15 protein-coding genes and 1 riboswitch are annotated in these 18,205 nt (G+C 61.2%); of the genes, 6 read left to right on the forward strand and 9 right to left on the reverse strand.

The annotated features are described in order from the left end of the window. Positions 1 to 148 precede the first annotated feature (148 nt). The gene (locus tag FHT93_RS02615) at positions 149 to 1,015 is read left to right on the forward strand and encodes a D-alanyl-D-alanine carboxypeptidase family protein (protein ID WP_183846016.1); all 867 of its coding nucleotides are present in this window, start codon (positions 149 to 151) and stop codon (positions 1,013 to 1,015) included. Positions 1,016 to 1,091: 76 nt separating this feature from the next. On the opposite strand, the gene FHT93_RS02620 is transcribed toward FHT93_RS02615, so the two are convergent. The 4 genes from FHT93_RS02620 to FHT93_RS02635 are packed head-to-tail and all read right to left on the reverse strand — an operon-like array spanning position 1,092 to position 5,164. Beyond that, positions 1,092 to 1,706, reverse strand: coding sequence for an ABC-type transport auxiliary lipoprotein family protein (locus FHT93_RS02620; protein WP_112547312.1), 615 nt, complete (start codon positions 1,704 to 1,706; stop codon positions 1,092 to 1,094). A 55-nt stretch (positions 1,707 to 1,761) separates the two neighbouring features. Continuing rightward, a complete protein-coding gene (locus tag FHT93_RS02625; RefSeq protein ID WP_112547313.1) occupies positions 1,762 to 3,132 on the reverse strand; it encodes an MlaD family protein in 1,371 nt (456 codons plus the stop codon). Between the two features lie 9 nt (positions 3,133 to 3,141). Further along, complete coding sequence (locus tag FHT93_RS02630; RefSeq protein WP_112968227.1) at positions 3,142 to 3,993, reverse strand: ABC transporter ATP-binding protein; 852 nt, start codon at positions 3,991 to 3,993, stop codon at positions 3,142 to 3,144. 1 nt (position 3,994) lies between these two features. Further along, positions 3,995 to 5,164 carry an MlaE family lipid ABC transporter permease subunit gene (locus FHT93_RS02635; RefSeq protein ID WP_183847474.1) on the reverse strand — a complete coding sequence of 390 codons (1,170 nt, stop codon included), beginning with the start codon at positions 5,162 to 5,164 and terminating at the stop codon, positions 3,995 to 3,997. Between the two features lie 101 nt (positions 5,165 to 5,265). On the opposite strand from FHT93_RS02635, the gene dgcA reads away from it, so the two are divergent. Next, complete coding sequence (gene dgcA / locus FHT93_RS02640; protein ID WP_112547315.1) at positions 5,266 to 6,249, forward strand: N-acetyl-D-Glu racemase DgcA; 984 nt, start codon at positions 5,266 to 5,268, stop codon at positions 6,247 to 6,249. Here the strand turns inward: dgcA and FHT93_RS02645 are convergent. Beyond that, positions 6,201 to 7,421, reverse strand: coding sequence for an MFS transporter (locus FHT93_RS02645; RefSeq protein ID WP_029869149.1), 1,221 nt, complete (start codon positions 7,419 to 7,421; stop codon positions 6,201 to 6,203). The genes dgcA and FHT93_RS02645 overlap by 49 nt on opposite strands. Before the next feature lie 189 nt (positions 7,422 to 7,610). Further along, entirely contained in the window at positions 7,611 to 8,423 is an 813-nt protein-coding gene (locus tag FHT93_RS02650; protein WP_112547317.1) for a UDP-2,3-diacylglucosamine diphosphatase, read from the reverse strand. Between the two features lie 293 nt (positions 8,424 to 8,716). On the opposite strand from FHT93_RS02650, the gene FHT93_RS02655 reads away from it, so the two are divergent. Then, a complete protein-coding gene (locus FHT93_RS02655) occupies positions 8,717 to 11,029 on the forward strand; it encodes an NADP-dependent malic enzyme (RefSeq protein WP_112547318.1) in 2,313 nt (770 codons plus the stop codon). Positions 11,030 to 11,077: 48 nt separating this feature from the next. Here FHT93_RS02655 and FHT93_RS02660 read toward each other — a convergent pair whose 3' ends face one another. Then, positions 11,078 to 11,611, reverse strand: coding sequence for a ribonuclease H (locus tag FHT93_RS02660; RefSeq protein WP_183846017.1), 534 nt, complete (start codon positions 11,609 to 11,611; stop codon positions 11,078 to 11,080). Positions 11,612 to 11,809: 198 nt separating this feature from the next. On the opposite strand from FHT93_RS02660, the gene FHT93_RS02665 reads away from it, so the two are divergent. Continuing rightward, positions 11,810 to 12,892: a DUF2865 domain-containing protein gene (locus FHT93_RS02665; RefSeq protein ID WP_183846018.1), complete on the forward strand. Its 1,083-nt coding sequence runs from the start codon at positions 11,810 to 11,812 to the stop codon at positions 12,890 to 12,892. A 31-nt stretch (positions 12,893 to 12,923) separates the two neighbouring features. Here FHT93_RS02665 and FHT93_RS02670 read toward each other — a convergent pair whose 3' ends face one another. Further along, positions 12,924 to 13,772, reverse strand: a complete 849-nt coding sequence (locus FHT93_RS02670) for a LysR family transcriptional regulator (RefSeq protein ID WP_183846019.1) — start codon at positions 13,770 to 13,772, stop codon at positions 12,924 to 12,926. 140 nt (positions 13,773 to 13,912) lie between these two features. On the opposite strand from FHT93_RS02670, the gene FHT93_RS02675 reads away from it, so the two are divergent. Beyond that, positions 13,913 to 15,457 carry an MFS transporter gene (locus tag FHT93_RS02675; protein WP_183846020.1) on the forward strand — a complete coding sequence of 515 codons (1,545 nt, stop codon included), beginning with the start codon at positions 13,913 to 13,915 and terminating at the stop codon, positions 15,455 to 15,457. A 17-nt stretch (positions 15,458 to 15,474) separates the two neighbouring features. Here FHT93_RS02675 and bluB read toward each other — a convergent pair whose 3' ends face one another. Then, positions 15,475 to 16,176 carry a 5,6-dimethylbenzimidazole synthase gene (gene bluB, locus FHT93_RS02680; RefSeq protein WP_183846021.1) on the reverse strand — a complete coding sequence of 234 codons (702 nt, stop codon included), beginning with the start codon at positions 16,174 to 16,176 and terminating at the stop codon, positions 15,475 to 15,477. Positions 16,177 to 16,217: 41 nt separating this feature from the next. Continuing rightward, positions 16,218 to 16,410: riboswitch (cobalamin riboswitch) on the reverse strand. A 152-nt stretch (positions 16,411 to 16,562) separates the two neighbouring features. Here bluB and FHT93_RS02685 point away from each other — a divergent pair. After that, positions 16,563 to 17,987, forward strand: coding sequence for a DHA2 family efflux MFS transporter permease subunit (locus FHT93_RS02685; protein WP_183847476.1), 1,425 nt, complete (start codon positions 16,563 to 16,565; stop codon positions 17,985 to 17,987). Positions 17,988 to 18,205: the final 218 nt, after the last annotated feature.

The following is an 18,205-nucleotide window of genomic DNA, read 5'->3' on the forward strand; positions in this document are numbered from 1 at the left end:
AAGGGTCATCTGTGGATGACCCTTTTTTATTGCCCCGGCTCCTTCATTCCGTCACAAACATCCCTGATCCGCATGCAGCAACGGGCATAAGGCCCAGCCAGACCATAGCCAAGCCACTTGCTTGCCACGACAGAGACCGTAGACATTGATGACCAAGACGACCTCCCGGCTGATAGCCGCCGCCCTATCCTCAGCATTTCTTCTGGGCGCGTTCATTCAGGCCGAAGCCGGCCAGGCAAGTTTTCTGGTGGATGTGCAGACCGGCCAGGTTCTCGAAGCGTCCAATCAGGACGATCTGAATTATCCGGCATCGCTGACGAAGATGATGACGCTCTATCTCACCTTCCAGGCGCTGCATGACAAACGCCTGACCTGGGATCAGAAGATCACCATGTCGGAAAATGCCGAGAGCAAGGAGCCGTTCAAGCTTGCCGTCGGCGCCGGCCGCAAGGTCACGGTCAAGGAGGCTGTCGAAAGCATCGTCGTTCTCTCGGCCAATGATTCCGCTGTGGCGCTCGCCGAACAGCTGGGCGGCTCCGAACAGGCCTTCGGCACACTGATGACGGAAAAGGCCCGTCAGCTCGGCATGAAGGACACTGTCTTCAAGAACCCGTCGGGCCTGCCGGATCCGGAACAGGTGACCACCGCGCGCGATATGGCCACACTTGGCGTTTCGCTGATGCGCGACTTCCCCGACGAGTTCAAGCTCTTCTCCATGCGCGGCTTCCAGTTCCGCGGCATGAAGCTGCGCGGCCACAACAACCTCATGTACCGCTACAACGGCGTCGACGGCATCAAGACCGGCTTCACGGATGCATCCGGCTACAACGTTGTGACCTCGGCCGCCAAGGATGGCCGCCGCGTCGTCGGCGTCGTCATGGGCGAAAAGACCGCCAGCCTGCGCGACGACAAGATGGCCGGCCTGCTCGACAGCTACCTGCCTTCAGCGTCCACGGCGACAGCCTCGGCAACGGGCGGCACGCCGACGATGACGGATGCCCAGCCGACGAAATAAGCGGTCGCGATACGCTAGAAACAAAAGGCCCGAAACCGTATGGCGGTTTCGGGCCTTTTCATTGAAATGAGATGCCTTAGATCGACTTCAGCGTCCAGCCGACGATCTGGTCGGTCACTGCCGTAAACGCTCGATCGAGCCCCTTCACGAAGCCCGCATTGTCACCGCCGGCAGCCGCCGTCGCGCGGAAGACCTGCTGGGCGCGCACTGTACCGTTGCGGTCGTTGAGGATCTTCACGGAGATCTCCACGACGGCCTTGTTGCCGGAGGAAGCATCGATTTCGAAAGATCTGATGTCGCTCACGACCTGATAGTCGATCGCCAGTCCCTGCCCCGGCTTGCCGACGCCGCCGAGCTTGCCGGAATTCTCGAAGGCTTCGACGAGCTTTGCCTGCACCATGCGCGGCAGCGTATCGCTCCACTGCGAGCGTGACAGATACTGGATTTCCGAGGGCGAAACGCGGATGACGATCTGGTCGCTGTTCAGCGCCTTGAGCGCAGTCGGGTCGGCAATCAGGATCTGCTTGTTTTTGGCCGACGGACCGCTGCCATCGACTGAGGCTGCCGAGAGATCATAGGTGTCGTTCTTTGCCGTCGTTCCGCAGCCTGCGAGAAGGGCTGCCGTCAGCGGCAAAATAATCGCCGTTCCGCGGATCCAGGAACGGCGCGACATCACATGCGATAGACCCATATTACGCTACCCCTGACCTCTGTTTTCTTTCCCGCAATTCCCGACCGAAATTGCTCTAGCGCCGTGTGCGCCCGTCATATTGCTTGACCGTCGGTCCGCCGAAGATGATCCGCTGCGGATTCTGGTCGAAATTGCTGATGGCATTGTTGAGATTGTTCGCCGTGCCGCGCAACTCATTGACCAGCGTCTGGACGTCGCTGAGCCCGCTGCCCGAGAAGCGCTGCAGGTTGTCGGCGATCGGCCCGATGCGCGCATTGACGCTGTCGGCAACCTTCTTGAAGGATTCGAGCGTCGCGCGCGCCTCGGTAAAGAGCGAATTGGTATTGTCGGAGCCGAGCAGAGCATCGACCTTGATGAGGATGCCGTCGACACGGGTCGAAGCCGAGTTCAGCTTGTTTGCCATCTGCTGAACATCCTGGATCGTCTGGTCGATATCCTTCTTCCGGTCCGCCACGGTGTTGGTGACATCGCGGATCGAGGCGACGGCAGCGCGTGCATCCTTCGTCGCCTGGGCGATATCGTCGACCGAACCCTTTATCTTGTTGGTGTCGATGGCGGCGACCAGTGTATCGACACGATCGAGTGTGACCTGTGCCTTTTTGCCGAATTCATTGTAGGTCGTCACCGTCTGGTCGACCTTGTCGACAAGCCCCTTCAGACCGCCGGAGGCGTCGGCTATGTCTCGGCTCACCTTCTCGGCATTGCTGAGGATCGTGTTGATCTTCTTCGCGTCGACCGCCTTCACCAGATCCTCGACGGCCGCAAGCGTCGAATCGACACGGCCCGAGACATTGCGCACCGTATTGGAGAGATCGCCTACACTCTGCAGGAAGCTGTCGATATTGCCGGAATTCTTGGCCAGCGCATCCGAGAAGGTTTCGGCATTCTGCAGGGTCTTGGTCAGCGGTCCGCGCGCATCGCGCACGAAGCCCTGCACATCGCCAACGGCATCATTGGCACGGTCAAGGATCTTGTCGGCAGTTGCGAGCAGGTTGGTGACGCTCGACTGGTCGGCGACGATGACGGCGCGTTTGCCGCTTTCCAGCGCCTGCTGGAGAATGTTCTTGTCTTCCTTGCGGCCGCCGGAAAGCTCGATATAGGCCGCACCCGTCAGGCCCTGGATTTCAAGCGCTGCCTTGGTGGAGGGATAGATCGGCGCATCCGAGCGAACTTCGGTAAAGGCCAGCGAATATTGCGGGTCGTCGGCATCGATCGAGAGCGTCTGCACCGAGCCGACCTGAATGCCGTTGAACCGGACAGGCGAACCGACGCTGAGGCCGTTGGCTGAGCCCGGGATGCGCACGATCAGCTCGGCCATCGGCCCGCTGCGGCCATATTCGGCCATCCAGTAGACGAAACCGAATGCGGCCGCGATCACCAGAACGGTGAAAAAGCCGACGATCGTGTAATTGGCTTTGGTTTCCATCGTCTCCGGTCACTTCCCGCTGTCATGCTGCGCCCGGGCCGCCGGCGCGTCGTCCTGCGGCACGATCGAACGCGCGCGCTTGCCCTTGAAGTAGGCCTGAACCCACGGATCGTCGTAGGCCAGCATGTCGTCGATCGTTCCTTCCACCATTACCCGCTTCTTTCCAAGCACGGCAATACGGTCGCAGACCGAGAACAGGCTGTCGAGGTCGTGGGTCACCATATAGACTGTTAACCCCAGGCTATCGCGCAGATTGGCGATCAGCTCGTCGAATTCCGCAGCCCCGATGGGATCGAGGCCTGACGTCGGCTCGTCGAGGAAGACGAGTTCCGGGTCGAGCGCCAGCGCGCGGGCAAGTGCCGCGCGCTTGATCATGCCGCCTGAAAGCTCGGAAGGATATTTGTCGGCCGCATCGGCCGCGAGCCCCACCATGCGGATCTTCAGATGCGCGAGCTCATCCATCAGCGAACTCGGCAGGTCCAGATATTCACGCATCGGCACCTGGATATTCTCCTTGACCGTCAGCGAGGAGAAGAGCGCGCCCTGCTGGAAGAGCACGCCGAGACGCATGTCGAGCGCATTGCGTTCCTGCTCGTTGAGCTCGTCGAAATCCTGGCCAAGAATCTTGATGGTGCCGGAACGGCGCGGCAGCAGGCGCAGAACGGTGCGCATCAGCACCGATTTGCCGGTGCCGGAAGCGCCGACGAAGCCGAGGATCTCGCCGCGGTAGATATCGAGGTTGAGCTTGTCGAGCACGACCTTGGAGCCAAAACCGACAGTGACGTCACGCGCTGAAAGCACGATGTCGCGATCACCGTTCCTGGTCTCTTCGATCGGTTGCTGATCCACGTTGTCCGCCATGTCAGAAATCGATCGCTGCATAGAACATCGCAAAAAGTCCGTCCATCAGGATGACGACGAAAATCGCCTTCACGACGGAGGCGGTCACATGCTGGCCGAGCGATTCGGCGCTGCCGCCGACCTTCAGGCCTTCGACCGCCGCGACGATGCCGATGACGAGCGCCATGAACGGCGCCTTGATCATGCCGGCCAATATGGTCGAAAGCGTTACGGCCTCATGCAGGCGCGACAGGAAGGTGGCGAATGTAATGCCCGAATAAAGATAGGCGACGGCAGCGGCACCCGCCAGCGAAGCAAAGTTGGCAATCACGGTCAGAAGCGGCAGCGCAACAGTGAGCGCCACCAGCCGCGGGAAGATCAGCACGCCGATCGGGTTGAGGCCCATCACCTTCAGCGCGTCGACTTCCTCGCGCATCTTCATGGAGCCGATTTCGGCGGTGATGGCACTGCCCGAGCGGCCGGCGATCATGATCGCGGTCAGAAGCACGCCGATTTCACGAAGCTGCAGGATGCCGACAAGGTCGACGACGAAGATTTCCGCGCCGAAATAGCGAAGCTGGAAGGCGCCCTGCTGCGCAATGATCGCGCCGATCAGGAAGGACATCAGCAGGATGATCGGAACGGCCCGCACACCCATATGGTCGATCTGGTTGACGATCGAAGCGGGCGACACGCCGCTGCCCCGGCCGAACTTCATCTGCGCACCGCGCACCGCCGATCCGAGGATGTACATGGCGGCGGCCAGATTGTCCCAGACATCAAAGGTCATCCGGCCGATCGGCGCGAAGACGCGCTCCATGAGCGAACCCTTTTCCTTCTGCTCGGACTCCTGCTTATCAGGCTCCTTGGAGAAGGTGGCGATCAGCTCGTCGATATGCTGGTTCGTGCCTTCGAAACGGACCGTCCGCCCCGCTTCTTCCTGTTGTTTCTTTAGCCGGCAAAGCAACCAGATGCCGGCCGTGTCGATATCGGTGACATTGGAAAGATCGAGTGTCAGGTCGCCGCTATTGCTGCGTGCGAGCTTGTCGAAATCCTGCAGGACGAGATGGAGGTTGGCGCTGCGCCAATTGCCTTCGAGATGCACATGCTGGCCCGAGCCCTCGGCTCGGTCGTCCACATGCAGCGAGGCGGCGTTGCGTTTCTCGGACTTCAAAATACTTGTGTCTTTCAATGCTTGCAGCGACAGTCCCGACTCGCGAACGTGATATTCGCCGCCCGGCGCGTTAATATACAGAAGCAACGCGCAATTTCCATGCTCGCAGGAGAGCAAATATGCCGCGCAATCTTGATATCCAGATGAATTCATTCCCGATTGCGGGAACTTTCACCATCTCGCGCGGGGCAAAGACCTCCGCAGAGGTGATCACCTGCACGCTGACAGAATCAGGTGCCAAAGGATGGGGCGAATGTGTGCCCTATCGCCGCTATGGCGAGACGACGGAAAGCGTGATGGCGCAGATCGAAGCGGCCCGCCCACTGATCGAGGATGGCATCTCCCGGGCCGCACTGTTGCATGCCATGCCGCCGGGCGCGGCCCGCAATGCCGTCGATTGCGCGCTGTGGGATCTCGAAGCCAAACTGTCAGGCCGGAGCGTTGCCGACCGGCTCGATCTGCGCAAGCTGAAGTCCCTGACGACAGCCTATACGATCTCGCTCGGAGAACCCGATGTCATGGCAGCCCAGGCGCGTGAACATGCCCAGCGCCCGCTTCTGAAGGTCAAGGTCGGAACTGGCGATGACGAAAGCCGCATTTTGGCAGTGCGCGCCGCCGCGCCCGATTCCGCCATCATCCTCGATGCCAATGAAGGCTGGCCGGAAGACAGGCTTGAACATCATCTTCGTATCGCTGCCGAAGCCAATATCGCGCTGGTGGAGCAGCCGCTGCCGGCCGGCCGTGACGACATGCTGGCCGAGATCGCTCGCCATGTGCTCGTCTGCGCCGATGAAAGCGTCCATCACACCGGCGACCTCGCAAGCCTTGCCGACCGCTATGACGCGATCAACATCAAGCTGGATAAGACCGGCGGCCTGACGGAAGCCCTGGAAATGAAGGAGGAAGCCCAGCGGCTCGGCTTCTCCATCATGATCGGCTGCATGGTCGGCACCTCGCTTGCGATGGCGCCCGCCGTGCTTCTGGCGCAGGACGCCGATTTCGTCGATCTCGACGGCCCGCTGCTGTTGGCCCGCGACCGCGAGCCCGGTCTGAATTATGCCGGCTCCCTCGTATTCCCGCCTGACGCCAGCCTTTGGGGCTGAAGATAATAGGCGATGATGACAAGGGCGAGCCCGAAGGCCGCGACACAGGCCATGACATAAAAGCTGTCGAGGCCGAGCGCGGAATAGATGTAGCCTGAGGCGATCGTCATCAGGCCGGAGGCCATGCCGATATAGAAGAAATAGGCACCCTGGGCCGAGGCTTCCTGCGTCTCCTGTACCGTCGCAACGATGCGCCGCTGCACGCCGGTATGCACGAAGGCATAGGTAAAACCGTGCAGGCATTGCAGCATGAAGAAGCCGATGAAGCTCGTTTCCATCGGGAAGAACACCCAGCGGCAGATGCTGACGGCGCAGCCGAAGCGGATCAGCGTCCAGGCATTGAAGCGACGGTTGAGCCGCCGCGACAGGAAGAACACCGTCACCTCGGAGGCGACGCCGGCGCTCCAGAGCAGGCCGACCGCTGTGCCCGAAAAACCGAGCTGGTGCCAATAGATCGAGGAGAAGGCGTTGAGCAGCGCATGGCTTGCCTGCTGTATGGAAACGCCGAGCAGCAGAAGCAGCAGATGCGGCTCGCGCAGGCCGCTGCCCGTCGTCGCCGGGAGATTGATCGGCTGGCCGCGCCGCCGTGTCGGCCCGATGCGCGGACAGAAAACCGCCATGACGATTGTCAGCGTGAAGCCGAAGATCATCACCGGCAGCACCATGGCGCCGCCCCATTTGCCGACCAGTTCGCCGCCGATCAAAGTGGAAACAATGAAGGCAACCGAGCCCCAGACGCGCATGGAGCCATAATCGAGCCCCCAGCGGCGCACCCCCGAAATGACAATCGATTCGACGACCGGCACATAAGGAGCGAAGGTCGCGCCCTGCAGCGCAAAGACGATCAGCACCGGCCAAAAATTCGTGGTCCAGTAAAGCGCTATGGCGGTCAGCAGCGAGAGGATGCCCGACCAAAGGAGCACATGCGCCCTCTCCTGCATGCGGTCGGCAAAGACCGCCACGATCGGGGCCACGAGAACGCGCACCACCATGGGTACGGCCAGAATCGTGCCGATCTGGTGGTCACTGAACTGGTGGTCTGCAAGCCAGACGGGGAAGAAGGGCAGAACGATGCCGTTGACCAGCAGCGGCGCGCTGTAGCACAGCGCGCTAAGCTGCCGGAAGCGCGGCGGCGCTCCCTCACCCGTCGAGGGATTTTGTGCGGGAATCATGATGGACCTGAAGGAAACTGACCGTTGCCTAACACATCCAATCCGACACGACTATGGCGAGAAATAGCCCGCCTGTAACGTTTCGGACATAACTCGAAACGATTTAAAAAATTAATTGGGCCTGTCGCCTGACGGCAACGGCTAAATTCATGATGCACCGGCCAGGCCGGTGCGGTACGCACACATTATTCAGGCAGCCTGCGGGGCGAGATCGCCCTCTTCAAGCAATTCGACAGAGGTCAGGGCCGGCACGTTGCTGGTCAGCGCACGCCAGGTAATGAGTTCGAACCGGCCGTCCTCATGCTCGACGATTGCCGTGCAGCTTTCGACCCAGTCGCCGGTGTTGATGTAACGGACACCGTCCATATCCTCGATCACGGCGTGATGGATATGGCCGCAGATGACGCCATCGGCACCGCTCTTGCGGGCTTCTTCGGCAACCACGCGCTGGAATTCGCCGATGAAGTTGACGGCATGTTTCACCTGCAGCTTTGCCCAGGCCGAAAACGACCAATAGGGCATGCCGAGGCGGCGGCGCACGGCAGCCAGCACGATATTGATGCGGATCGCCATATCGTAGGCCCAATCGCCGAGATAGGCGAGCAGCCGGGCATTGCGTACGACTACGTCGAATTCATCGCCGTGCAGGATCAGATACTTCTTGCCGTCGGCGCCGTCGTGGATGATGCGGTCGACGACTTCGATGCCGCCGAAATGCGTGCCCGGAAAGGCGCGCAGGAATTCGTCGTGATTGCCGGGAATATAGACGACGCGCGTACCCTTGCGTGCCTTGCGCAAGAGTTTTTGGACGACGTCATTGCAGACCTGCGGCCAGTACCAGCTGCGCTTCAGGCGCCAGCCGTCGATGATATCGCCAACGAGGTAGATCGTGTCTGCCTCATGGTATTTCAGGAAATCCAACAGGAAATCCGCCTTGGCGGCCTTCGAGCCGAGATGCACATCGGAAATGAAGAGGGTGCGGAAGCGCCGGGGTTCCATCATGTCTGTCACAAGCCTTTCCGCTCGTGTCCCATCGTTCTTCGTCTGGTCTTCCAAAATCAGACTCGTGTATCAGGAAGATGACAAACCGCAGGAAAGCCCTGCAAAGCCGCTCAATCCACCGATAAGAGCCCTTCCCGGTCGGACTGCCGCAGCTGACCGGGAAAACTCCGATGTCAGCTCCCCGTTACCATCAGATCAAAAAGTTCCACTGCGCTTATTTCCGTACTGTTCCCACGGGTCGATTGATGTATGGAGGAAGCTTCAAAAGACTTCGAACAACGCTGGAGGCGGCGATGGATCACCACGAAAAATCCAAATCGGAAAAGAATTTGACGGGCGGCAGCCTCGACGAGCAGGCGCTTTTCTTCCACCGCTATCCGCGCCCCGGCAAGCTCGAAATCCAGGCGACCAAGCCGCTCGGCAACCAGCGCGACCTGGCGCTTGCCTATTCTCCCGGTGTCGCCGCTCCCTGCCTCGCCATCCGTGACAATCCGGAGCAGGCGGCCGATTATACGTCCCGCGCCAATCTCGTCGCCGTCATCTCCAACGGCACCGCCGTGCTCGGCCTCGGCAATATCGGCCCGCTTGCCTCCAAGCCGGTCATGGAAGGCAAGGCCGTCCTCTTCAAGAAATTCGCCGGCATCGACGTCTTCGATATCGAAGTGGATGCGGCAGATGTCGACCAGATGGTTTCCACCGTCGCCTCGCTGGAGCCGACCTTTGGCGGCATCAACCTCGAGGATATCAAGGCGCCGGAATGCTTCCGCATCGAGAAGCAGCTGCGCGAGAAGATGAAGATCCCGGTCTTCCATGACGACCAGCATGGCACCGCGATCATCGTCGCAGCCGCCATCCTCAACGGCCTCGAACTCGCCGGCAAGAAGATCGATGAGGTGAAGATCGTCGCCTCCGGCGCCGGTGCCGCCGCCCTTGCCTGTCTCAACCTGCTGGTGACACTCGGCGCCAAACGCGAAAACATCTGGGTCCACGATCTCGAAGGCCTCGTCTATGAAGGCCGCGTCGAGCTGATGGACGAGTGGAAGGCGATCTACGCTCAGAAGAGCGACACGCGCACGCTTGCCGAAAATATCGGCGGCGCCGACGTTTTCCTCGGCCTGTCAGCCGCTGGCGTGCTGAAGCCGGAACTCCTGGCGCAGATGGCCGAAAAGCCGCTCATCATGGCGCTTGCCAATCCGACGCCAGAGATCATGCCGGATCTTGCCCGCGCCGCCCGCCCCGATGCGATGATCTGCACCGGCCGCTCCGACTTTCCGAACCAGGTCAATAACGTTCTCTGCTTCCCCTATATTTTCAGGGGTGCTCTGGACTGTGGCGCCGAGACGATCAACGAGGAAATGAAGATGGCGGCAGTGCGCGCGATCGCGGCCCTCGCCCGCGAGGAGCCATCGGACGTTGCGGCCCGCGCCTATTCCGGCGAAACCCCGGTCTTCGGGCCCGACTACCTCATCCCCTCGCCCTTCGATCCGCGCCTGATCCTGCGCATCGCGCCTGCCGTTGCCAAGGCTGCGGCCGAAAGCGGCGTAGCGCGCCGCCCGATCACGGATTTCGACGCCTATCTCGACCAGCTGAACCGCTTCGTCTTCCGCTCCGGCTTCGTCATGAAGCCGATCTTCACGGCGGCCAAGGTGGCGGAGCGCAAGCGCGTCATCTTCTCCGAAGGCGAAGACGAACGCGTGCTGCGCGCGGCCCAGGTGCTGCTTGAAGAAGGCATCGCCGAACCGATCATCATCGGCCGTCCTCAAGTCATCGAAACGCGCCTGAAGCGTTACGGCCTGCGCATTCGCCCGCTGCAGGATTTCGATGTCATCAACCCCGAGGACGATCCGCGCTTCCGCGAATATGTCGATCTTTATCTGCAGCTCGTCGGGCGCCGCGGCGTCATCCCGGAAGCGGCCCGTACCATCGTGCGCACCAACACGACCGTCATCGGTGCCTTGGCGCTGAAGCGTGGCGAAGCCGATGCGCTGATCTGCGGCCTTGAAGGCCGTTATGAGAAGCATCTGCGTGACGTGCGCCAGATCATCGGCAAACGCCCGAACGTGCGCGATTTCTCCGCGCTCAGCCTGTTGATCTCGCAGCGCGGCGCGACCTTCTTCACAGACACCTATGTGACCTTCAACCCGACGGCTGAAGAAATCGCCGAGGCGGCGGTTCTGGCCGCCGAGGAAATCAAGCGCTTCGGCATTACGCCGCGTGCTGCCCTGGTCTCGCATTCGAACTTCGGCTCGCGCGAGTCTGAAAGCGCAAGCAAGATGCGCAACGCCTTGCAGCTGGTTCGCGAGGCGGCACCGGATCTCGAAGTCGACGGCGAAATGCATGGCGAAAGCGCGATCTCCGAGGAGCTGCGGCGCCGGGTCATGCCGCATACTACGCTGCATGGCGAAGCCAACCTGCTGGTCTTCCCGAACCTCGATGCGGCCAATATCACCCTCGGTGTCGTCAAATCGATGACCGACGGCCTGCATGTTGGCCCGATCCTGCTCGGCACGGCGATGCCGGCCCATATCCTGGCGCCGTCGGTCACCTCTCGCGGTGTGGTCAATATGGCAGCGCTTGCTGTCGTCGAGGCATCGCAGCCGGCGTAACTTGCGCTGCGGCCGTCTGTGAAACGACGGCCGCTGACATCAGGCACATCAGGCACGCCGTATCGAGCGGCGTCCCTGATCCGACAGTTCATCCGCGCGTTCGTTGCCTTCAATGCCGGAATGACCCTTGCACCAGACAATTGTTATCGATGGATTCCGGGATAGCTCGATGTCGAGCGCTTTCCAGAGCTTGGCATCCGATATCGCTCTGTTTCTGGCCCTGCCGTTCGGATTGCTTTTCTTCCAGCTATTGTTCCTCCAGATGGGGCGCCAGCTGTTGCAGCCTTCGACGGTGTAGACGGAATCGGACCAGATGATCGCGGCTTCGCCGGGTACCGCGCGGCTGACCCAGATTGTCGCCTCAAGCAACGCGGTCAGTTCCATCGTGTTGTTGGCGCCATTCTCCACGCCCCCGAAACCGGTGCCTATTTCCACCCCATCGCGATAGGCGATGAAGGCCCACCCGCCGTGCCCCGAGCGAGGCTCAAAACAACCGTCCACGAAGAGGTGCAGGCCGTGCCCGGTTTCCGGTATTCCTGCTGTCGCCTCGGTGAGGTGAGTTTCGTCGGAAATGCCTGTCATATCAGCTGTCTAGAGATCAATAGACTCCCCGCGTGATTGCAGGAGCGAAGGTATGCAAGCATTAGGCTTGCTGGATAAGATTGCAAAAATGCGCTAGGAATTACTGCGAGCTTATTAAGGGAAATACGTTAAGACAAAGCGCGGTGGATTGAAGCCGCAATTCACCGATAGATGCTTTTCTCATTCCGGGACGACGTCGTGAAGCGCCGAAACCTGTATCTTGTTTTCTTTCTGGCATTCGCGGTTCCGGCAGCAGCTGAGACCAACGCGATCTGCGAAGATCTGCGCGGACGCCTGGCCGATCTGCCGCAAACTTTCGGCAATAATGGTCCCGAGATGCGCCAATATGCAGGCGCGCTTGCCGAACAGAATCTGGAACTGCGCAAGGTGCGCGGCGATCTGCGCCGATATGGCTGCACCTCCGGCAGCATGGTCGTCCTCGGCGGTGAGAATGCGGGATTTTGCGAGGAGCTCGAGCAGGCGCAAGCAAAGATGGTCGACAATATCCGCTATCTGCAGGACCGCCGTAGCGAATTGCGCCAGTCCGGCGCCGATCCGGCCCGCGAAGGCCTGATGGCGGCCCTCGAAGACAATGGCTGCAACAGCGACAGCTTTACAGAATCCGCGCAAGGTGACGCTTATGCACCCGCTCCTTCCATCGAGGAGCAGGCAATGCGCGGCGATACCTTCATTCCACTCGGCGGCGGTGAGCGTTACGGCCTGCCGCGGGCCGAAATGCTTTCGCCCGTCAGCACCATCTGCGTGCGCACCTGCGATGGCGGCTTCTTCCCGATCAGCAACAATACCACTTCGGTCGATTTCGGCCGCGATGCCGCAACGTGCTCGAAAATGTGCCCCGGTGTGGAGACGGAACTCTATTACCGGGATATTTCCAGCACCGAAGCCTCGAACATGATCTCGACGGCGACAGGCGCGCCCTATGGCGCGATGAAGAACGCGTTCGCCTACAAGACCCGCGCGCCTGGCGAAAAATCCGCCTGCTCGTGCAATCTCAGTGCCTATTACGAGGAAATGCGCAAGAGCCAGACGGCCTCTGCTCCGGCGCCTGAGCCGAAAAGCTCCATCACCACGATCCACACCGAAGCCCCGAAAGCGGCGAGCGCCCCGCCTGCCCCGCAGGCGCAAGTACCGGATCGTCCCTATAATCCCGCGAGCAACAAGGTGCGCCAGGTCGGCCCGCAATTCCTCGCCGGCGATCAGGGCAAGATCGATCTCGCCAATCCCGCGGCATCGGGCCCGCAGCCCCAACAGCAGCAATAATCACGATCTCGGTGCAATAGAAACCGCGCTATCAGCTGGACACGCGATGCTCTCTGAAGGCGGCTGCCAGCGTGCGTAGTGCCGCGCGCGATTTGGCGTCCGTCAGCGTCGAATGCAGCACGATCTCCGAAGACGGCAATGGCGGCAGGCCGAAACGCTCGCTGACTTCGACAGTGCCGACGGGGGCCAGGCGATAGGAGAAGGTTGAAACGGCAAGCCCGGCCGAAACGGCTGCGGTCACAGCCGAAGAGCCGCCGCCGAGGAACACTCCGGTCCAGGGAATGCCCGCCACATCGAGCGCGCGGGTGCAGACAGCCCGCACTCCGCATGTCGGCGAGAGTGCTGCAAGACGCAACGGCTCGCCGCGGCGATACTCGAATTGCGGCGTGGCGAACCAGCCGAAATGCTCAGGCCCCAGAACCTCGCCGTCGCGCCGATCTTCGTCCCGGCGGATGATCGCCGCATCCAGTTCGCCGCGATCGAAAGCCGCAAGCAGGGTGCAGGAATTATCGATCCGCACTTCGATCGTCAGACCCGGATCATGGGCGTTGAGGCGTGCAAGCAGTGTCGGAACCTCCGGCCCTGCTACATGCGCGGCAATGCCGATCGTGAAGTGGCGGCGCGACGAGGAGAGCGCCGCAACGGCCCTGTCATGGGCCTCGAGGAATTCCCGTGCGGCCTGTAGAAACACTGCCCCCTGCGCCGAAAGCCGCACCAGCCGGGGCGTGCGTTCGATCAGCCGGTGGCCGAGCCGCTCCTCCAGCCGCTTCAATTTGACGCTGATCGCTCCTTGCGTGCTGCCGAGTTCGTTCGCAGCGCGGGTGAAACTCTTGTTGTCGGCGATCGCCACGAAGGCCTGAACGGAATCGACATCGAGCATGGTTGAAACCAATCATTCGAATTTGTTGTGTCTGAAATATGTAATCATCCAATTTTGTAATGATCAAGTCCCGCCTATGCTGACGCAAATGGACCACAGCGGATGTCACGTTGTGCGCCTCAACGTCGAAAGGCCAAAACATGCCCCCTGATTCCCATTCATCCCCTCGTGCGCGGGGCATCATTGCCCTGCTGGCTGCCTGTCTCTCCTCGCTGATGTTCGGCCTCGAAATATCGAGCGTGCCGGCAATCCTGCCCACTTTGGAAAAAGTGCTTCACGCCGATTTCAGTGCCCTGCAATGGATCATGAACGCCTATACGATCGCCGTTACGACGGTGCTGATGGCCGCAGGCACATTGGCCGACCGCTACGGCCGCAAGCGCGTCTTCCTGATCGGCATTGCCGTCTTCGGCCTCACCTCGCTGATTGCCGGACTCGCGCAGGATGTTTCGCTGCTGATCGTTGCTCGTTTTCTGCAGGGAATGAGCGGCGGCTTCATGCTGATCTGCCAGGTAGCCGTGCTCTCCCATCAATTTCGCGAGGGCCGCGCCCGCAGCATCGCCTTCGGCTGGTGGGGCATCATTTTTGGCATCGGCCTGGGCTTTGGCCCGATCGTCGGCGTCGGCATCGTGGCGGTGGCCGGCTGGCAATGGGTATTCCTCATCCATGCCGTGCTGGCGGGCGTGACAATCGCTCTCGCGCTGACGGGAATTCAGGAATCGCGTGATCCCGCGGCCGGACGGCTCGATATCGCCGGCATCGCCACCCTTTCGCTGGCGGTCTTCTGCCTTGCCTTCTTCATCACCCAGGGGCCTGCTCTCGGTTTTGCGAGCCCGGCTGCGCTTGGCATTATAGGACTTGGCGCCGCAAGCCTCGTCGCCTTCGTCGTTGCCGAAAAGCTGAACCCGCGACCGATGTTCGATGCCTCGGTGTTCCGCATCCGCACCTTCTCGGGCGCCATTGTCGGTTCGGCCGCCATGAACATCAGCTTCTGGCCTTTCATGATCTATTTGCCGATCTGGTATGAAGCCGGCCTCGGTTACGGCAGTGTGGCCGCCGGCATCGCCTTGCTGGCCTATACGCTGCCGACGCTGGTCGTGCCGCCGCTTGCCGAGCGGCTTATGCTGCGCTATCGGCCGGGCATCATCATTCCCGGCGGCCTTTTCACGATCGGGCTGGGCTTCCTGCTGATGAAGTCAGGCAGTGCCGCCGCTGCGCCAAGCTGGCTGACGATGCTGCCCGGCGCGCTGCTTGCCGGCATCGGGCTTGGCTTCACCAATACCCCGGTCACCAACACGACAACCGGTGCGGTATCCAGCGACCGCGCCGGCATGGCCTCCGGCATCGACATGAGCGCCCGGATGATCTCGCTCGCGATCAACATCGCGGTCATGGGCTTCATCCTGTTCAGCGGCGTGCTCTCCCATCTGAAGAACGTCTTGCCGAACTCGATGGATGCCGGCGACCTGCGCCTGCTTGCCGAACGGATCTCCGCCGGCAGCATCGCCGCCCTGCCTGATATTCCGGCCGAGACGGTCCATGATGCGCTGGTCGCAGGCTTCGGCGGTGTCATGCTCTATGGAGCGATCGGCGTCTGGCTTCTCGCTGCTGCGAGCTTCCTCACCTTTGGCCATTGGAGGACACCGGCCTGCGCCAAGGATTGCAGCACCCAGCCGGCCGAGTGAAGCACACCCGCGCCGGCTCAGACCGGCGCGGCCTCGCCTTCCACCTGCCCCCAGCCGTCATGGAAGACCAGTTCTTCCAGCGCCACCCGCTGCCGCCAGCCTTTGACCGCCAGTTCCGGTTCATCGTAGAGCCGGTCGACGAAGCCGGCGCAGAGCCAGGCGACGACTTCGATATGATCGGGAATGCCAAGTATCTCCTTGAGGTCGCCCTCGCGAAAGATGCTGACCCAGCCGATGCCGACGCCTTCGGCACGGGCCGCGAGCCACAGGTTCTGGATGGCGCAGACGGTGGAATAGCTGTCCATGCGCGGATTATGCGTGCGTCCCAGCACAACGCTGCCGCTGCGGGTGGGATCGCAGGTCACGCAGATGCCGAGCGGCGCCTGGACAATGCCTTCAAGCTTCAGCGAACGATACTTTTCCTGCCGCTCGCCGGTGAACATGCGGGCCGCTTCCTCATTCGCCCCGAGGAACGCATCGCGCACGCGCGCCCTCACCTCGGCACTTTTCACCAGAATGAAATTCCACGGCTGCATGAAGCCGACCGAAGGCGCGTGGTGCGCGGCGGTCAAAAGCCGCGTCACCAGATCATCCGGCAAGGGATCGGGCAGGAACTGGCTGCGCACGTCACGCCGCGTCATGATCGCGTGATAGACGGCCTCGCGTTCGGCCGCAGAAAAGCTGGATGCCGGACAAACGGCATCATCAATGGGTCGCATCGTCAAATCCCCAACAACGCAACCGCCCGCCGTCCGCGCGGGTTGGGTCTATCTTGCCAGGCCGGTCTTCTGACTCGGCGTCCTCCGCTTGGCCGCTGCCTTCCCGGCCGAAAAGCCAGTGGCGTAGTTTGAACGGCGAGCGTCGGCCTTACAGCGTTGGGCACGTCCCGGTCTTTCACCGGATTCCCGATTCTCCCGCTGGTGACAGCGGGCACCTGACAGGCGATCTATGGCGCGGAAAGGGCATGGCCGCAAGCCACATGCGACATTCATTTCGTGGACAGGTTGAAAATGCTGGCCTAGAACGAGACCCTGATCCGAGCGGCGCCACTGGCGCCGAATCCCTTCTCCTTGCATCCCGGTTGCCCGTGTCCCGCCTAACGCCGATGATACTTGCGGTCGCCCTGTTCATGGAACAGATGGATTCGACCGTGATCGCCACCAGCCTGCCGGCTATAGCGGCCGATATCGGCACTTCGCCGATCGCGCTGAAGCTTGCGGTAACCAGCTACCTTGTGGCGCTTGCGATCTTCATTCCGATCAGCGGCTGGATGTCGGATCGCTTCGGCGCGCGCAACATTTTCCGTCTGGCAATCTTCGTTTTCATGGCCGGTTCGATCGCCTGCGCCTTTTCCAATTCCATCGCCGCCTTCGTCATTTCCCGCCTCATCCAGGGCGCCGGCGGCTCGATGATGACACCGGTCGGGCGATTGCTGCTGGTGCGCGGCACACCACGTCACCAGCTGGTGAATGCCATGGCCTGGCTCACCATTCCGGCGCTGATCGGCCCGATCATGGGCCCGCCGATCGGCGGCTTCCTGACGACCTATTTGAGTTGGCACTGGATTTTCTGGATCAATGTGCCGATCGGCATTATCGGCATTGCGCTGGTCACCCGCTTCCTGCCGGCAATTGAGCCACGCAGCCCGAAGCCGATGGATTTTCCGGGTTTCTTCCTGTCCGGGATCGGCTTTGCCGGTTTCGTCTTCGGCATATCCGTCATCAGCCTGCCGGCCGTTCCCGTCATTTACGGCTATGTCACCGTCGCGGTCGGCGTCCTCTCCGGCATCCTGTATTTCGTCCATGCCAGGCGCACGCCGCATCCGCTGCTTGATCCGAAAATGTTCCGCTACCCGATGTTTCGGGCGGCGATCCTCGGCGCCTCGAATTTCCGCATGGGGCTCGGCGCGCTGCCCTTCCTCATGCCGCTGATGCTGCAGCTCGGTTTCGGTCTAACACCGCTGCAGTCTGGCTCTGTCACCTTCGTCAGCGCACTCGGCTCCATGGGCTCGAAATTCGCTGCAACCCGCACCTATAACGCCTTCGGCTTCCGCAACGTCATCGCCCTCACTACCTTCCTTGCCGCAATCTTCCTCGGCGTGAACGGCCTCTTCACTGCTGAAACGCCGATCTATCTCATCATGGGCTCTCTTCTCGTCGGCGGACTGCTGCGCTCCATGGCCTTCTCAGGTGTTAACGCCATGGCCTTCGGGGATGTCGACGAGGCCGACAGCAGCCAGGCGACGGCCATCAATGCCGTGGCGCAGCGCATCTCCATGGCCATGGGTGTTGCAGTCGCAGGGACGATCCTGGAAGTGTCCGCGAGCTTCCACGGCGGCCAACTCACGGTCACCGATTTCCATATCGCCTTCTTTATCGTGGCAGGGATTTCCTCGCTCGCCTGCATCACTTTCCTGCGCCTGCCCGCCAATGCCGGCGATGACATGACGACACGCCGCGCCAAGCATGGACATGCCGAAGCGGCTGCGCCGGAAGATGCCCAGAGAGAGGCAATGGCCGAAAGCCGATAAAACTTCACAGGCCTGTCATTTTTCCTCACAGAATCCACGTGACAATTCCAATTCGCATGTCTACATAGGCGGCATGTCGATTTCGTCCGTTTACGCATCGCGATTTTATTCGTACCGCTGCTTCCAGCGGATGCGGGTCTGTGCGTAACCGAAACTAACGCGACGACACACCCGAACAGCCGCTAGTCAACCTGGCGGCTTTTTTGTTCCGCCACGGT

It is taken from the genome of Rhizobium sp. BK379 (assembly GCF_014193955.1).
GTDB lineage: Bacteria > Pseudomonadota > Alphaproteobacteria > Rhizobiales > Rhizobiaceae > Rhizobium.